The 16,399-nt window shown below is 68.5% G+C and carries 11 protein-coding genes and 1 pseudogene; 5 read left to right on the top strand and 7 right to left on the bottom strand.

Annotation, left to right across the window (positions count from 1 at the left end; all coding sequences use genetic code 11):
- The first annotated feature begins 89 nt into the window (after positions 1–89).
- From glmU to IPJ61_RS01325, 5 genes and pseudogenes are all read left to right on the top strand, one after another.
- A complete protein-coding gene (gene glmU, locus IPJ61_RS01345) occupies positions 90–1,565 on the top strand; it encodes a bifunctional UDP-N-acetylglucosamine diphosphorylase/glucosamine-1-phosphate N-acetyltransferase GlmU (protein ID WP_366505076.1) in 1,476 nt (491 codons plus the stop codon).
- A gap of 7 nt (positions 1,566–1,572) precedes the next feature.
- Complete coding sequence (locus tag IPJ61_RS01340) at positions 1,573–2,547, top strand: ribose-phosphate diphosphokinase (protein ID WP_297102258.1); 975 nt, start codon at positions 1,573–1,575, stop codon at positions 2,545–2,547.
- Between the two features lie 113 nt (positions 2,548–2,660).
- Positions 2,661–3,419: an HAD hydrolase family protein gene (locus IPJ61_RS01335; protein ID WP_297102256.1), complete on the top strand. Its 759-nt coding sequence runs from the start codon at positions 2,661–2,663 to the stop codon at positions 3,417–3,419.
- A gap of 308 nt (positions 3,420–3,727) precedes the next feature.
- Positions 3,728–4,459, top strand: a pseudogene (locus tag IPJ61_RS01330) (ABC transporter ATP-binding protein); the annotation flags it as partial.
- Positions 4,459–6,924 (top strand): ABC transporter permease, encoded by a 2,466-nt coding sequence (locus tag IPJ61_RS01325; protein WP_297102254.1) that lies wholly within the window; start codon positions 4,459–4,461, stop codon positions 6,922–6,924. The pseudogene IPJ61_RS01330 and the gene IPJ61_RS01325, both read left to right, overlap by 1 nt.
- Before the next feature lie 52 nt (positions 6,925–6,976).
- Here the strand turns inward: IPJ61_RS01325 and IPJ61_RS01320 are convergent, their stop codons facing one another.
- The 7 genes from IPJ61_RS01320 to rhaI form a co-directional block, all read right to left on the bottom strand.
- On the bottom strand, positions 6,977–7,852 hold the full coding sequence (locus tag IPJ61_RS01320; RefSeq protein WP_297102252.1) for a sugar phosphate isomerase/epimerase family protein: 876 nt from the start codon (positions 7,850–7,852) through the stop codon (positions 6,977–6,979).
- A gap of 31 nt (positions 7,853–7,883) precedes the next feature.
- Entirely contained in the window at positions 7,884–8,960 is a 1,077-nt protein-coding gene (locus tag IPJ61_RS01315) for an ABC transporter permease (protein WP_297102250.1), read from the bottom strand.
- Entirely contained in the window at positions 8,957–9,961 is a 1,005-nt protein-coding gene (locus tag IPJ61_RS01310) for an ABC transporter permease (RefSeq protein WP_297102249.1), read from the bottom strand. Before IPJ61_RS01310 ends, IPJ61_RS01315 begins: the two co-directional genes overlap by 4 nt.
- Positions 9,958–11,511: a sugar ABC transporter ATP-binding protein gene (locus IPJ61_RS01305; RefSeq protein ID WP_297102247.1), complete on the bottom strand. Its 1,554-nt coding sequence runs from the start codon at positions 11,509–11,511 to the stop codon at positions 9,958–9,960. The genes IPJ61_RS01310 and IPJ61_RS01305 overlap by 4 nt, the downstream gene beginning before the upstream one ends.
- A 26-nt stretch (positions 11,512–11,537) precedes the next feature.
- Positions 11,538–12,584 carry an autoinducer 2 ABC transporter substrate-binding protein gene (locus IPJ61_RS01300; protein ID WP_297102245.1) on the bottom strand — a complete coding sequence of 349 codons (1,047 nt, stop codon included), beginning with the start codon at positions 12,582–12,584 and terminating at the stop codon, positions 11,538–11,540.
- 122 nt (positions 12,585–12,706) lie between these two features.
- Positions 12,707–15,220: an FGGY-family carbohydrate kinase gene (locus tag IPJ61_RS01295; protein ID WP_297102243.1), complete on the bottom strand. Its 2,514-nt coding sequence runs from the start codon at positions 15,218–15,220 to the stop codon at positions 12,707–12,709.
- On the bottom strand, positions 15,221–16,387 hold the full coding sequence (gene rhaI, locus IPJ61_RS01290) for an L-rhamnose isomerase (RefSeq protein WP_297102241.1): 1,167 nt from the start codon (positions 16,385–16,387) through the stop codon (positions 15,221–15,223).
- Positions 16,388–16,399 lie beyond the last annotated feature (12 nt).

Raw genomic sequence — 16,399 nt, 5'->3', positions numbered from 1 at the left:
GGTACTAGGATGATGCCCGTTCACCCCGCGACCTCGCGTCAGGCGACGGCCGCGTGGCGGTTCGTCGGCCAACCAAACAAGGAGGAGCCGTGTCCACCGAGAGCGAGCTTTCGCCCGTAGCCGCTGTTGTGGTCCTCGCCGCAGGCGGCGGGACCCGCATGAAGTCCACGAAGTCCAAGCTCCTCCACGAGGTGGCGGGCAAGTCCATGCTCAGCTTCGCGGTGTCGTCCGCGGCTGCCCTCGACCCCGAGCACCTTGTTGTCGTCGTCGGGCACCTGCGCGAGCAGGTCGAGGAGCACCTGGAGAAGCTGTCGGCGTCGGTCACCACCGCCGTGCAGGACGAGCAGCTCGGCACCGGTCACGCCGTCGGCTGCGGCCTCGCCGGCCTCGGCGAGCTCGACGGCGACGTCGTCGTCACCTACGCCGACGTGCCCATGCTCACCGGAGACACGCTCCGCCAGCTCGTCGCGGTGCACCGCGCGCATCACAACTCGGCCACCGTCCTGACCGCAGAGGTCGAGGACCCGACGGGGTACGGCCGCGTCCTCCGCGAAGGCGAGGCCGTCATCGGCATCGTCGAGCACAAGGACGCCGACGACCAGCAGCGGGCCATCCGCGAGATCAACTCCGGCATCTACGTCTTCGACGCCGTCACGCTGCGCGAGGGCCTTGCGTCGCTGACAACAGACAACGCGCAGGGCGAGCAGTACCTCACCGACGTCCTGCACTACGCGCACAGCCAGGCGCGCCGGGTCGGCGCGCACCTGATCGACGACGTCTGGCAGACCGAGGGCGTCAACGACCGCGTCCAACTCGCGCGCATGAATGCAGAGATGAACCGCCGCATCCGCGACGCGTGGATGTTGAAGGGCGTCAGCATGGTCGACCCGAACACCACGTGGATCGACGTCGACGTCGACCTCGCGCCCGACGTCCTCCTTCATCCAGGCGTCATCCTGCAGGGCGCCACCAGCGTCGGCGAGGGTGCGATCATTGGCCCCGACACCACGCTCATGGACGTCGAGGTCGGTGCGGGCGCGGAGGTCATCCGCACGCACGGATCGTTCGCCGTCATCGGGGAGGGTGCGCAGGTCGGCCCCTTCTCCTATCTCCGCCCCGGCACGATCCTCGGCAAGAAGGGGAAGATCGGCGCGTTCGTCGAGACGAAGAACGCGCAGATCGCCGACGGCGCGAAGGTCCCGCACCTGGCCTACTGCGGCGACGCGTTCGTCGACGAGGGCGCCAACATCGGCGCGGGCACGATCTTCGCCAACTACGACGGCGTCAACAAGTCCACGTCGCATGTGGGCAGGAACGCGTTCGTCGGGTCCAACTCGGTCCTCGTCAGCCCCGTCGACATCGGGGCAGGCGCCATCGTCGCGGCCGGCTCGACCATCACCGGCGACGTCCCCGCGGGAGCCCTCGGGGTCGCCCGCGGCAAGCAGCGCAACGTCGAGGGGTACGTCCCGAACCGCCGCCCCGGCTCCAAATGGGCGGCGGCCGCCGCCGAGAGCGACGGCACGATCCACCCCGCGGTGGCCGAGTCCCGACAGAAGAAGGCCTGACACACCCATGTCCCACATCGCCAAGAACGACAAGCACCTGATGCTGTTCAGCGGGCGCGCGTACCCGGAGCTGGCTCAGGAGGTGGCACGGATCATGGAGACCGAGCTGGTCCCGACGCGCGCGCTCACCTACGCGAACTCGGAGATCTACGTCCGCTTCGAGGAGTCGGTGCGCGGCTGCGACGCGTTCGTCATCCAGTCCCACACGTCGCCGGTCAACGAGTGGATCATGGAGCAGCTGATCATGGTGGACGCGTTGAAGCGCGCCTCCGCCAAGCGGATCACTGTCGTCGCCCCGTTCTACCCCTACGCGCGCCAGGACAAGAAGCACCTCGGCCGCGAGCCCATCTCCGCCCGCCTCGTCGCCGACCTCTACAAGGCGGCGGGCGCGGACCGCATCATGTCGGTCGACCTGCATGCCTCGCAGATCCAGGGCTTCTTCGACGGCCCCGTCGACCACCTGTGGGGCCTCCCGCCGCTGGCCGAGTACGTCAAGGAGAAGTACGACACCTCCGAGATGACGATCGTGTCGCCCGACGCCGGCCGCGTCCGCCTCGCCGACATGTGGACGGACAAGCTCGGCTGCCCGCTGGCGATCATCCACAAGCGCCGCGACCCCAACGTCGCCAACACCGTGGCCGTGCACGAGGTCGTCGGTGAGGTCAGGGACCGTGTCTGCGTGCTCGTCGACGACATGATCGACACCGCGGGCACCATCGCGCAGGCTGCGCACGCCCTGCGCGAGCACGGCGCGAAGGCTGTCATCTGCGCGGCGACGCACCCCGTCTTCTCCGGACCGGCCGCGCAGAGGCTGAATCAGTCGGGCATCGAGGAGATCATCGTCACCAACACCTTGCCCATTCGCACGCCCGAGCCGATCAACAACCTGACGGTGCTCTCGATCGCGCCGCTCATCGCCAAGGCGATCAATGCGGTGTTCCTCGACGGTTCGGTGACATCCTTGTTCAACGGCCAGGCTTAGCCATAACGCCGAAGATATTGAGAGTTCAGATCGCTCGATCTGGTGCGCCGTAGCCGGCGCCCGATTGATCAGTGCTTCCTTTACACACACACACGACAACGAGGAGCGGCCCTATGGCGACACTCGCATTTGATCTCGACGGCACGATCGTCTTCGACCAGCAGATCTCTCCGGAGAACGCCGCGGCCATCAACCGCTGGCGGGCCGCAGGCAACCGCGCCATCATCTCGACAGGTCGCTCCATCGCCGCCATCCGCGCGGCGTGGGGGAACTCGGGGATCGAGGTAGACGGCGCGGTCGCCTTCACCGGTGGCGCCATCACCGACTCCGCGTTCCGCCCGCGCTGGTCCACGCTGCTGGACCAGAGCCTCTTCGCGGAGGTGTATGAGTTGCTGCGCGACGAGCCGGTCCGTTCCTATGTCACGGATCTCGAGGGCGACTGGCGAGTCATCGACAACGTCCACGACACATCGGCCCTGCACATCCCGTCCGTTCCCGTGCTGCTGGAGGATGTTCCCGGCAAGCAGATCGTGGGTCTCCCGACCTACGTGCCCGACGACGCCGACCGCGCCCGCCTTGAGCCGCTGCTCCGCGAACTGATCGCCGGACGGGCCGATCTCGCACCCAACCTCGGCTTCCTCGACATAGTGCCGCTCGGCGCCTCGAAGGGTAGCGGCGTGCGCCGTTTCATGGAGCTGGACCCGCGCGACGGCGACGTGCTCTACACGATCGGCGACTCGTGGAACGACATTCCCATGCACGTCGTCGCCGATCACGCGACGGCCTTCTCTTACTCGCCGCCGGAGGTCCTCGCCTCCGTCCACCGCGTCGTCGATCACCTGCACGAGCTGGTCGACGCTCTCCTGGACTGAGGCTGAGCCTCGATCCGCCGGTGGGTGCCGTAGCGAGCGGCACCAGACGGGTGCGGTGGCAAGCGCTGGACGCGAAGGCATACCGGATACGTCTGTTGAGCGGTCAGGGCGAAGCCGGTGTGCCTGGATGGGGTCGCGTAGTAGGCGCGGATCGGTGGATCGAGGCTAAGGCCTCCGGTCGGGGTCGGGTCCGACCAAGGTGCCACGCGCATCCGCGAGGGGGAGACGTTCGGTGGATGTCGGGGCAACAGCAGGCGCAATAGCCTGGGCTGGCACGACACGACAAACCGGAGAATCACGTGACTCAGCCCATCGACCAGGTGCCCGCCTGCGGCACGCAGAACCTGACAAAGGTGTTCGGCAGCGGGGAACAGCCCGTCGTTGCCGTCGACAACGTGAGCGTCGCCATCGCGCGCGGCAGCTTCACCGCCATCATGGGGCCGTCCGGCTCGGGCAAGTCGACGCTGATGCACTGCATGGCCGGCCTCGACCGGCCGACGAAGGGGGCGGTGTACGTCGGCACCGACAACATCGCGACGATGTCGGAGCGCGACGTCACCCGAGTGCGCCGCGACAAGGTCGGCTTCGTGTTCCAGTCCTTCAACCTGCTTCCGACGCTCACCGCCGAGCAGAACATCGTCCTGCCCCTTGAGCTGGCCGGGAGCAAGATCGATCGGCAGTTCCTCGGCTCCGTCGTCTCCTCGCTGGGCCTCGCCGACCGCCTGACGCACCGCCCCAGCCAACTGTCCGGCGGCCAGCAGCAGCGCGTCGCCGTCGCCCGCGCCCTCATGGCGCGCCCGGAGGTGATCTTCGCCGACGAGCCCACCGGCGCCCTCGACCAGCGCACGGGAACCGCGCTGCTCGAGTACCTCCAGGCCTGCGCCCGCGAACAGGGCCAGACCATCATCATGGTCACGCACGACCCGCGCGCCGCCGGCTATGCGGACCGTGCCCTCATGCTGCTCGACGGCCGCATCGTCGACGACATCGCCAACCCGTCCGCCGAGGCCCTCGCGGTCCAGCTCGGGGTGATGGGCTGATGCTGCGCCATGCCTTGAGCGAGCTGCGGCTGCATCCCACCCGCTTCGTCGCCACCCTTGTAGCCATCGCGATCTCCGTCGGGTTCGTCGCCGCCATCTCGGTGTTCGTGAACTCGCAGCAGAGCGCGCTGGGCAAGCAGAACGCTCTCCAGATCTCGAAGGCCGACGTGGTGGTCGCCATTGACGAGTACGAGTGGCCGGAGGACGGCTCGGATCCGCTGGGCGCCGTCGACGACGTGCTCGGCACCGTTCCTGGGGTCACCGCCGCGCTGCGTGAGCCCGCCGGCGGGGTCGCCATGCTGACCAAGGGCGACAGGACAGCGACCATCTCCCTCTTCGAGACGGCGCCCGCCGAGCTGCGGTGGTCGAAGGTCCTCACCGGCCGGCTCCCCGAGAAGCCCGACGAGTTGGCACTGTCTCGCGGTGCCCTCGCCAAGCTCGGGGCCGCTGTCGGCGACTCCCTCACCGTCGAGGCGGACCGCCCCGCGTGGAAGATCGTCGGCGAGACCGACGACCCGGACACGCTGTGGACGACGGTCGGCTACGTCGCCCCCTTCGCGGGCGAGGGCTTCACCACCGACCGCTTCATCGTGGCCGTCGACGGCGATCCCGCCGCCGCGATTCCCGCCATCGAGGAGGCGCTGAAGAAGGACGGCTGGAAGGCCACGGTCGAGACCGGGGACGCGGCGCGCGCCGAGACCCTCACCGCCATGACCGCCGACGTCGACATCTTCAAGTACTTCCTCCAGGGGTTCGGCGCCATCGCGTTGCTCGTCGGCGCCATCACCATCGCCAACACGTTCACCATCCTCGTCACGCAGCGCCGCCGCCAACTCGGGCTGCTGCGCGCCGTCGGCGCCAGCCCGGCGCAGGTCAGGGGCCGCATCGTCGTCGAGTCGTTCCTGATCGGCGCCGTCGGCTCGCTGCTCGGCCTCGGCGTTGGGTTCGCCGTTGCCTGGGGCGGGGGAGCCGTGACGGGTTCCAACTACTTCGGCCTCACCGTCGTGCCCTGGGAGCTCGCGCTCGCCTGGCTCGTCGGCGTGCTCGTCACGATGGTCGCCTCGCTCGGCCCCGCGGTCGCCGCGTCCCGGGTCCGGCCGCTCGAGGCGCTCCAGTCCGTTCCCACGGAGGCCCAGGCCAAGCGCGCCGGCATCGTCCGTGCGGTGGTCTGCGGGCTCTTCGGTGCCGGTGGCGTGTTCCTCGCGACCGTCGCGCTCCGCGGCGGGGATTGGGCGCTTGCCTGGGCCATCGGCGCGGGCGTCGCGCTCACGATCGCGGTGCTCGGCGCCGCGCCGCTCTACGTCGCCCCCCTGTTGGGCCTGCTCGGCAAGCTGTTCGGGGCTGCGGGGCCGACGGTGCGGATGGCGTTCGTGAACTCCGCCCGCAACCCGCGCCGCGCGGCCTCGACGGCCACCGCCCTGATGCTCGCCGTCGGCCTGATCGTGACGCTGCAGGCAGCGCTGGCCACGGCGCGGTCGTCGGGCATGGCGACGATCGAGAAGGAGTACCCGATCGACGTCGTCGGCGTCAGCCACGAGGTCATTCCCGCGTCGCTCATCGATCAGCTGCGCGGCCTGGGTGCCGTTCAGAACGTAGCGGGGATCGAGTCGAAGCCGGTGGGCGCCGACGGCGCATCCGTCATCGCGCCCGGAGCAGCCTACGAGGACCTCGGCGTCGAGCGCCCCAACCGCAGCGTTCCCGCCGACGGGGAGATCTTCCTCAGCAACGGATCCTCCATGGTCGCCGACGCGGCTGGGTTCTCCGGCGAGGTGAAATCCGGCATGAAGATCACCCTGCAGGGTAGCGATGGCCCGATCGAGCTCACGGTCAAGACCTCGGACAGCATCGACTGGTCCACCGGACTTGTCACCGCGGCGGACTTCGCGAAGCTGACCGGCGAGCAGAGCGTGACGCAGGTATGGCTGAAGCTGCACGACCGTACGTCGTCGACACAGCTGAACCAGGTCACCGCCGTTCTTGCCGCGCATCCGGAGATCTCGCTCAACCAGTCGGGCGCGATGATGGCGTCGGCGCTCACGCAGGTGATGAATGTGATGCTGATCGTGCTTACCGCGCTCCTCGGCGTCGCCGTTGTCATCGCGCTTGTCGGCGTCGGTAACACGCTGGGGCTCTCGGTCATCGAGCGGCAGCGCGAGTCGGCACTGCTGCGCGCGCTCGGCATGCAGCGCGCGGGGCTGCGCGTGATGCTGCTTGTCGAGGCGCTCGCGATGGTCGGCGTCGGCACGGCGATCGGCCTAATCGCGGGGTCGTTCTTCGGCTGGCTCGGCGTCAAGGCGGCGATCGCCTCGATGCCCGAGGGCATCATGGAGCTGCGGTTCTCGCTCGACCCGGTGTACACCGGCAGCCTGATCGGCGTGTGCCTGCTGGCCGCGGTCCTCGCGTCGATCCTCCCCGGTCGCCGCGCCGCGAACGCCACCCCGACCGAGGCGCTCGCGGCCGAATAGCAGCACCTGCAGTCCGGGCAGTTCGGCGAGCAGACTGCCCGGACTACAGTCCTCAGTGGAGCTCGATGGTCTTCACGGCGAGGATGTGGTCCCTGATGAAGCGGTTCGCGTGCGCCGCGAGGTCGTCACCGTCGGACCAAAGGTTTCGCCAGATGCCGAGCGTGTTGCTGAGCGTCGGGGAGACGACCGCGGACGAGAAGGACTCGAACGTGATCGGGCCGTCGTAGCCCATGCGGGCCAGCGCCCGGAAGGTGCTCTCGAAATCGACGGAGCCCGTGCCGAGGTAGCCGCGGTGGCTCTCGCCGATGTGCACGTAGCCGAGTTGGGTCCCAGTGTCCAGGAAGGGCTGGAAGAGATCCGACTCCTCGATGTTCATGTGGTACGTGTCGAGGTGCACCTTCACCCAGTCGGTGCCGACCTCTTCGAGGTAGGTAAGCGCCTGGCGGCCGGTGTTCAGGATGTTGCTCTCGTAGCGGTTGACCACCTCGAGCGCAATCCTGACGCCGAGGCCCTCCGCCTTGCGGCCCAGTTCGCCGATGGCTGCGGCGCTGTTCGCTCGGCCGGTGGCCGTGCATGGGGCCAGGTGCTTGCGCATCGATCCGTAGAGCACGCCGCAGAGGTCGGTGCCCCCCATCTCTGCCGTCTTCTCGAGCGCGGTGTCGAGGAGCCGGACGCCTGCCGCGACGACGGCTGGGTCGTCGCTGCTGATGTCGGCGTCGATGGGTAGGCCGAGGCTGGCCGAGACCTGGAGCCCCTCGCCCTCCACCGCGCGGCGGGCCGCGGCGGCGTCGAAGGTGAACGGGTCCATCAAGGGGTATTCGATGAGGTCGAAGCCTGCTTTCGCCGCGCGTTGGGCTGACTGCTCGATGCCGGCGGTGTCGAAGTCGCCGGTGAAGACGAGGGCGTGTACGCCAATTGGGGATGTCATGGGGTGATGTCCTTTTCTTTCGGGAGTCGGATCATCCGGCGCCGCCGTAGCGGCGGTTGGAGAATCCGTTGAGAAGTGCAGAGAAGATGAGAAGCAAGCCGAGCGCCAGAAGCTGGAACTGCGGGCCTGCGTTGCCCTCGAAGGCGAGGCGGATGCCCGCGTTGGTCCAGACCACGAGCAGCGTGGCAAGCACGATGCCTGATACCCGGCCGATGCCGCCGGTGATGGCGACACCGCCGAGCACCGCGATGGTGATGGCGGGCAGCGCCATGCCGTTGCCGCTGACGCCCGCATCCGGCCGGGCCGAGGCGAACTGACCTACGGTGACGACGGCGACGAGCCCTGAGATCGCACCGCTCAGGACGTAGGCGCCCGCACGGGTGGCCTTCACGTTGATCGCCGACCACCGCGCCGCGACGTCGTTTGTCCCGATGGCGTAGATCCGTCGCCCGTAGCTGGTGCGCGACAGCAGTAGCCACACCACGACCAGCGTCGGGAGGAGGAACAGGAATACGCCGCGCGGGAAGTCCGGCAGGTAGTCGCCGATCAGGGGCAGCGGGACAGAGCTCGCCGTCGACGTGTACAGGTCCTGGATGGGCTGCGTGCTGATGGGACGCTGGTCGTTGATGACGACGGCTATCGACTTGAATGTGTAGAACGTGGCGAGGGTGGCGATCAGCGCGGGGAACTCGACGTAGGCGATGAGAATCCCGTTGATCAGGCCGAGGACCGCCCCGACGAGCACGGTGCCGATGAGCGCCATCGGCAGGGACCACCCCCAGATGCCGTACATGAATCCGAAGGTCATGCCGGACAGCGAGACGATTGCCCCGACGGAGAGGTCGATGCCGCCTCGGCCGGAGGTGATGACGAAGAGCTGCGCGAAGCCGAGCATCGCCATGGGCACCGCATTGATCAGCGCGGAGGCCATGTAGTCGAAGTCGTACGAAGCTGTCAGGTAGTCGTTGGCACCGAGGATCATGAAGTAGGCGACGAGCAGGACGACGAGCACGGCTAGCAGCGCGACCCGCTGGGTAAGCAGCGTGCGCAGAATCAGCGCAGGTCTCGACTCGCGGGTCGCCTTCTGGGGTGCTGTTGTTGTGGTCATGCCTTCCTCCTTGCGCGCTCGCGGATGAGGTCCGTGCCGACGGCCACGATGATGGCGAGTCCCACGAAAAGGTCGGACAGTTCGGAGCGCCAACCGAGTTGCGTGACGCCGGAGGCGACCGTCTGGACGAGCAAGGCGCCGAGCACGGTGCCGAGCACCGAGCCGCGGCCACCCGTGATCGAGGTGCCGCCGATGACGACCGCCGCGATCACGGCAAGCTCCTTGCCTGCACCGACCGTCTGGCCGAGGTTCGAGCCCTGGGCGACGACGACGCAGGACGCGAGGCCGACGAGCAGGCCGGTGATCATGTACGCGAGCAGGATGCGCCGCTTGACGTTGACGCCGGCGAGCTGTGCCGCGACCTCGTCGCCGCCGATGGCGTAGAAGTGGCGACCGCCTGCGGTGTGCCGCAGGTAGAGCCACGCCAAGGCTGTCAGCAGCAGCGCGATCAGGAACGAGTTCGGTACCCAGAGCGCGCGGCCTGCCGCGCCGTTGCCCAATGCCGCGAGGGTCTCGGGAATGTTGTTGACGGTGCTGGAGTCGAAGAGCCTGAGGCTCAGCCACTGGAACAGATTCGCCGTGCCGAAGGTGATGATGATGGCATGTACCCGGCCGTAGGCGATCAGGAAGCCGTTGAGCAGGCCGAGGGCGCCGCCGACGAGTATGCCAGCAAGGAGGGCGACGACGATGCCCTGCTGGGCCTGGACGAGGACGATCTTCGCGACGACGACAGCGCTGACCGCGATGTTGGCGCCGACAGACACGTCGATGCCCGCCGTGATGATGACGATCGTCATGCCGATGCCGATCAGGGCGATCGGCGCAACGTTGCCGAGCAGCGGCTGGATGGAGCTGGCCGTTAGGAATGCCGGCGTGTTGAATGCCAGCAGCGTCCACAGCAGGGCGATCACGCCGATCAGCACGATCTCCTGTCCGGTGACGGGAGGGGCGAGGATGCGCGCCTTCCTTGCGCGCGCGGGGCTGGCGGTAGCGGTGCTCACTTCGCCTCCTTCTCGGGTTCGGGATCGGTTTGTCCCGCAGCCGCTGCGAGCACGTCTACCTGAGTCGCGCCGGGCCCGAACTCGACGGTCGTGGTACCGGCGCGAACCACCTGGAGGCGGTCCGAGATCCGGATGGCCTCGGGGAGGTCGGAGGTGACAACGAGCACCGCTGTGCCCTGGTCGGCGAGCTCCGCGATGATGCGGTGGATCTCCTCCTTCGCCCCGACGTCGACGCCTTGGGTCGGCTCGGCGAGGACGAGCACCTGGGGGCGCTCGACGAGCTGCCTCGCCAGCACCACCTTCTGAGCGTTGCCGCCCGACATGGCGCCGATCCGCTGCATCTCGGATGGCGTCTTTACTGCGAGGCGCCTGATCATGTCCTTTGCGACGGTTCGCTCCTTGGCGCCGTTCATCCAGATTCCCGCGTGGCTCAGCAGCGTCAGGTGCCCAGCGGAGATGTTGAACATGATCGACTGGAACGAGAACATGCCCTGCGCCTTGCGGTTGGCGGGCAGCAGCCCGATCCCCAGCTTCTGCGCGTGGCGTGGCGAGCGGGGCCTTACCGACGCCCCGTCGAGCCTCAGCTCGCCGCCGTCGGCCTGGCTGATGCCGTAGATCGAGTCGGCGATCTCGGCAACACCCGAGCCGACCAGCCCGTAGAGCCCGACGATCTCGCCCGGACGGACCCGCACGTTGACGTCGTGGAAGTCGCCAGCGCGGGAGAGCCCCACGAGTTCGAGGCGCGGCACGGCGTCCAGATCGATGGCGCGCTCGTGGCGCTCCTCGGTGAGGATGCCGCCGACCATCAGCTCGACGACCTTGCGCACGGAGAGCTCGGTGATCGGGTAGGTGCCGATGGTCTGGCCGTCGCGCATGACAAGCACGTCGTCGGCGATTCGGAACAGCTCGTCGAGGCGGTGCGAGATGTAGATCACCGAGACACCGGCGGCGGTCAGCCGCCGCACCACCCGGAAGAGGACCTCGATCTCGGCATCGGTGAGGATAGCGGAGGGTTCGTCGAGGATCAGGATGGTCGAGTCGCCGGCGAGTGCCTTCGCGATGGAGACCTGTTGCTGCTCCGCGATCGAAAGGTCGCCGACCGTTGCCGTCCCGTAGTGGGCCGGCAGGTCGAGCAGGGCGAGCAGCTCCTGAACCTTCTCGGACTGAGCCGCCCAGTCGATCCTTCCGCCCCTTCGAATCTCGCGACCAAGGAAGATGTTCTCCGAGACCGTCAACTCCGTGAAGAGTTGCGGCTCCTGATACACCGTCGCGATCCCGAGCTCCATGGCGTCGGAGGTCGAGGAGACGGTTACCTTTTTCCCATCGAAGGTGATGTCGGAGCGGTCTGGGATGACGGCGCCCGACAGCACCTTGATGAGCGTTGACTTGCCCGCCCCGTTCTCGCCGACCAGCGCAAGCACCTGGCCGGGGTAGAGGGTGAGGTCGGCGTTGCGAATGGCCTTCACCGCGCCGTAACTCTTGGCGATGCCGCGCATCTCCAAGCGGGGGGTGCCGCTGTGCGCGGCACGCCCCTCAGCTGTTGTCGTCATGCTGAGACTCCTCGGAGAAGGAGACGCTAGAAGTTGTAGTTGTCGACGGTGTCCTTGGTGAAGGTGAGGGGCTCGCCCATCAGCAGCACCTTGGTGGAGGCGTCGTAGGTGACGGCGTCGAGGTCGCACTCGGAGACCGCCTGCGTCGCCTGGAACTCCTTCTTCGCGATCATCTGGGTGCCTGCCCAGTAGGTGAGGCAGCCAAGCGCCTTCGCGTCCCAAAGCACGCCCGCGCTGGCGGCTCCGCTCTTCAGGTACTTGGCCATGTCGTTGGGGGTGCCCATGCCGACGGTGAAGACGGTGCCGATCTTGCCAGCGTTCTCGACGGCCTGCGCGATGCCGGGACCCGCGGTGGAGCAGGTGCCGACGATGCCGGTCAGCTTCGGGTGGGCGTTCATGAGGTCGGTTGCCATCTGGGTGGCCTTCGCGACGTCCTCACCCGCGAATACGGTGTCGACGACCGTCGCTTCGGGGTAGTTCGCCTCGGTGAACTTCTTGATCTCCGCGATCCACTGGTTCAGCTGGTCGGCGGTCTCGCCGCAGGAGACGATGGCGAACTCGCCCTTCCCCCCCATGGCCTCCATGATCGCCTCGGTGTTGGACTTGCCGATGCCCTCGGCGGAGGCCATCAGCACCATCAGCTCGCGGGCCGAGTTGGGAGCGTCGGTGTCCGACGTGGCGACGTGGATTCCGGCGTCGATGCCCTCCTGGATCTTCGGGGCCATCGAGTCGGGGTCGTTCGGGGCGATGAACAGCGCGTCGACCTTCTGCTGGATGAAGGTCCCGACGACATCGGCCTGGGCGGCGGCGTCGGCGGTGGTCGGACCCTGGTACAGCCAGGTGCCGCCGAGCTTGGCGGCCGCGTCCTTGCCGCCCTCGTTCATGGCCTCGAAGTAGGGGATGCCCTGCAGCTTGGGGACGAAGGCGATCTTGAAGTTGGCGTTGCCTGCGGCGGTGCTCTGGGTTCCCCCCGGGGCAGGTGCCGGCTCGACGTTCTTCTTGGTGCAGGCGGTGCCGGCTGCGGTGAGGAGGATCGCTACGGCTGCCGCCGCGATCTTGGTGGTGCGTCGCATGGGGTTGCTCCTTTGCATGGTAGGAGGAAGGGTGATCGCTCTGTCGTAGAGCGATCGACTTGACTCTAGCGGAACGTGCGGTGTCTTGCGTGAGGCATCGAATCGCGGGCCGAGAAAGTCCCTCAGCCGGTCTTCGCGACCTGCTGGCGGTAGGCCTCCGCCTCCCAGGTCTCGATGAACCGGCGCTCCCGCTGGTCCATCGCGCGGACCCGGCCGAGGCGACTCGCGGCCTCGCCGACCGTCAGCGCGTCGACGTATACGCCGAGTGCGGTGGCGGCCTGCTTCTCGGACTCGCCGACGGCGAAGCTCGCCAGCCCGGGGGCCACGGCGACGATCGGCGAGACGCCGCGCCCGGCGCGGAAGTCCGCCACCTTGGCGGCCACGTCGTCGCCCGACTCTAGGACCACGGGGAACGATCCCGCGTACACGATCTGGTCGGGGATCAGCGGCCCCTCGACGAGGAACCGGCGCCCGGCCTCGGTTGCGGGGAACGAGGCGGCGACGCCTTCGACGGCGACGGCGACGGCGCCGGCGCCGAGCGCGTCCTGCAGCGTTGCCGCGATCTGGTCGGCGCCCGCCTCCCAGTCGGTGGCCGCCGCGGCGGGCAGCTCGGCGGAGGCCGCCATGGCGGCGTCGATCTTCGCCACGATCTCGTGGCTCAGCGCGCGGATGGCGGCGGGGTCGTCGCCAGCGACGATCAGGCCGTGGTTCATCAGGAACGTGGCCTTGGGCGCGGGGGCGCCGGTGCGGGCCTCAAACTCCTCCCGGCGCTGCTTGATCAGGCGGGCGAGCGGCAGGCCCGGGTCGGTGTACCCGACCCAGAGCACGTCGTCGCCGAACAGCTCGGCGGTGATCGCCTCGCCGTCGGCGTTGCATGTGATCGCGTTGATCGGCAGCGGGTGCGTGTGCAGCACGTAGGTGTCGGGGATCAGCGCGTGGAAGAGGATCTCCACCGAGGGCCGGCGCGGGCCGTCGTCGAGCCTCGCGAGCGTGGCGATGTGGTTGACCGGGTCGCCGAACGACGGGTCGGGGTCGGGCGCATCGAGCGAGCCGTTCAGGACATCCATGCCGAGAGGAACGAGGTCCTCGGGTGTGATCGCCTCGAGCGCGACGCCGCTGGGCTTGATCCACAGCACGCCGTCGGCCTTGGCCGACGAGTTCCCGCCGCCGGCGCGCACGAAGGTGGGGTCCGCGCCGAACTCGTTGCTAAGTGCGGTGATCTCTGCCAGCTCCGCCTGTGGGCGGGCGGGGGAGGGACGGTAGTCGGTCAGGTCGGAGGAAGCCATGACTATCTTTCTCAGGTCGGAGAGGGTTCCGGAGACGAGCCCGACGGCGCGGGCCTGGATGAGCGAGTTGCCGATCGCCGTCGCCTCGACGGGGCCGGCGCTGACGGGCAGGCCGGTGCGGTCGGCGGTGAGCTGGCAGAGCAGTGAGTTGTGGGAGCCGCCGCCGACGATCGCGACGCGGGTGGGCGCGCGGCCGGTGAGCGCGGCGAGCTGGTCGACGACGCCGGCGTAGGCATCGGCAAGCGACTCGATCACCGAGCGGGTGAAGAAGACCGGGTCGTCCATGCGCGGGTCGTCGCCGACCAGGGCCTTCACGCGAGCGGGCATGTTGCCCGGAGGGATCAGGGAGTCGTCGGTCGCGTCGAAGCGCGGGGCGTCCTCGACGGCGCGGGCCGCGACTGCGAGCTCCGGCACCGAGACCTCGGCCCCTGCGGCCTGCCAATCGCGGACGGCCTCGGAGAGGATCCACATCCCCATCACGTTCTTCAGGTACCGGACGGTGCCGTCGACGCCGGCCTCGTTGGTGAGGTTCGCCGCCGCCGACGCGGGCGTGAGCACCGGGCCGGTCAACTCCATCCCAAGCAGAGACCAGGTACCCGACGAGAGGTAGGCGTCGTCCGGGCCGGCGAGCGGCGCGCCGACGACCGCGGAGGCCGTGTCGTGCGAGCCGACGGCGACCAGGGGAACCCCGGCGGCCGGGCCGACGGTGATCGGCCCGATCACGGTTCCCGGCTCGACGACCTCGGGAAAGACGCGGCGCGGCAGCCCGAGGCGGTCGATCAGTTCCCAATGCCAGTCACCGGTGAGCGGGTCGAGCAGCGCCGTCGACGACGCGTTGGTGCGCTCGGCGAACTCGCGCCCCGTGAGCCACCAACCGAGCAGGTCGGGCAGCATCAGGAACCGGCGGGCGCCGTCGAGGCGACCCGCTAGCCTGTCTTCGGTCAACTGGTTCACGGTGTTGAACCCAACAGCCTGGATACCCGTCGCGGCATAAAGGTCCGCGGGCGGCACCAGGCGGTCGACCTCCGCCTTGCCCTCCGCGGTGCGAGCATCTCGGTAGTTGAAGGGCATGCCGATCAGGCCGTCGTCGCCGATCAGCCCGTAGTCCACGGCCCAGCAGTCGATGCCGAGGGCAGCGACGTCGCCGCCCGCTAGCTCCATCGCCTTGCCGATGCCCTCCTGGATGCGCCCGAACAGCGCGACGGCGTCCAGTTGCAGCCCCTCGGGTGTGTGTTCGGCGGCAGTCGAGAAGCGGTGCACCTCGGCGAGCGAGACGCGCCCGCCGGTGAACGACGTGAGGACGACCCGTCCGCTCGTCGCGCCGAGGTCTACTGCGATGACCGATGCCACTTACGCACCCCAGCTGGACTGGGTGCCGCCCACGCGCTCCTCGGCGATGCGGGCGAGGTAGCCGGACTCAGCGAAGGCCGCCATCGGGTCGGCGGGGAAGCCGCGCGAGGCGCGCCACTCGGCGAGCAGCGGCCGCACGTCGGTGTAGAACGCATCCATCAGGATGGCGTTCGCGCCCAGCACGTCGCCGCGCTCCTGAGCGGCCTGAAGAGCGTCGGCGTCGACGAGCAGGGCGCGCGCCGTCATCTCCTGCACGTTAAGCACGGAGCGGATCTGTCCGGGGATCTTGTCCTCGATGTTGTGGCACTGGTCGAGCATGAACGCGACCCCGGTCGCCGGGTCGAGGCCGCCGCCGCGGCGGACCTCCCACATGATGCGGAACAGCTGGAACGGGTCGGCGGCGCCAACCACCAGGTCGTCGTCGGCGTAGAAGCGCGAGTTGAAGTCGAACGAGCCGAGCTTCCCCAGACGGAGCAGCTGGGCGACGATGAACTCGATGTTGGTCCCCGGCGCATGGTGGCCGGTGTCGAGGCAGACGAGCGCCTGGTCGCCGAGCGCGGAGACGTGGGCGTACGAGGTGCCCCAGTCCGGGACGTCCATGTGGTAGAACGCGGGCTCGAAGAACTTGTACTCAAGCACGAGGCGCTGCTCGGGGCCGAGGTGCGCGTAGATCTTCGCCAGGGAGTCGGCCAGCCAGTCCTGGCGACGGCGGATGTCGCCCTGGCCGGGGTAGTTGGTTCCGTCGGCCAGCCAGATCTTCAGGTCCCGCGAGCCGATCTTGCTCATGATGTCGAGGCAGTCGAGGTGGTGGGCGATGGCCTTGTTCCTGACCGCGGGATCGTGGTGGGCGAGGCTGCCGAACTTGTAGGCCTCGTCCTGGAACGTGTTGGAGTTGACCGTGCCGAGCTCGACGCCGACTTCGGTCGCGTAGTCGACGAGCGCCGCCCAGTCGTCGACCTTGTCCCACGGAATATGCAGCGCGACCTTGGGCGCGAGCCCGGTGTAGGCGTTGACCTGCGCGGCGTCCGCCACCTTCTCGAACACGGTGCGCGGCGTGCCCGGCGTGCCGAAGACCCGGAACCGCGTACCGGAGTTGCCGTACGCCCACGATGGAACCTCGATGGCCTGTTGGGCGAGTTGATCGGTGATGGATGCGAAGGTCGTCATTTGCTTCTCCCA

It is taken from the genome of Tessaracoccus sp., from assembly GCF_016714275.1.
Classification (GTDB): Bacteria; Actinomycetota; Actinomycetes; order Propionibacteriales; family Propionibacteriaceae; genus Arachnia.
This window is presented reverse-complemented; position numbering and strand designations above follow the sequence as displayed.

Excerpts from the sequence above, each read along its gene's own strand:
- IPJ61_RS01340 (WP_297102258.1), top strand. The coding sequence starts at position 1,573 with ATGTCCCACATCGCCAAGAACGACAAGCACCTGATGCTGTTCAGCGGG.
- IPJ61_RS01335 (WP_297102256.1), top strand. The coding sequence starts at position 2,661 with ATGGCGACACTCGCATTTGATCTCGACGGCACGATCGTCTTCGACCAG.
- IPJ61_RS01325 (WP_297102254.1), top strand. The coding sequence starts at position 4,459 with ATGCTGCGCCATGCCTTGAGCGAGCTGCGGCTGCATCCCACCCGCTTC.
- IPJ61_RS01320 (WP_297102252.1), bottom strand. The coding sequence starts at position 7,852 with ATGACATCCCCAATTGGCGTACACGCCCTCGTCTTCACCGGCGACTTC.
- IPJ61_RS01315 (WP_297102250.1), bottom strand. The coding sequence starts at position 8,960 with ATGACCACAACAACAGCACCCCAGAAGGCGACCCGCGAGTCGAGACCT.
- IPJ61_RS01305 (WP_297102247.1), bottom strand. The coding sequence starts at position 11,511 with ATGACGACAACAGCTGAGGGGCGTGCCGCGCACAGCGGCACCCCCCGC.
- IPJ61_RS01300 (WP_297102245.1), bottom strand. The coding sequence starts at position 12,584 with ATGCGACGCACCACCAAGATCGCGGCGGCAGCCGTAGCGATCCTCCTC.
- rhaI (WP_297102241.1), bottom strand. The coding sequence starts at position 16,387 with ATGACGACCTTCGCATCCATCACCGATCAACTCGCCCAACAGGCCATC.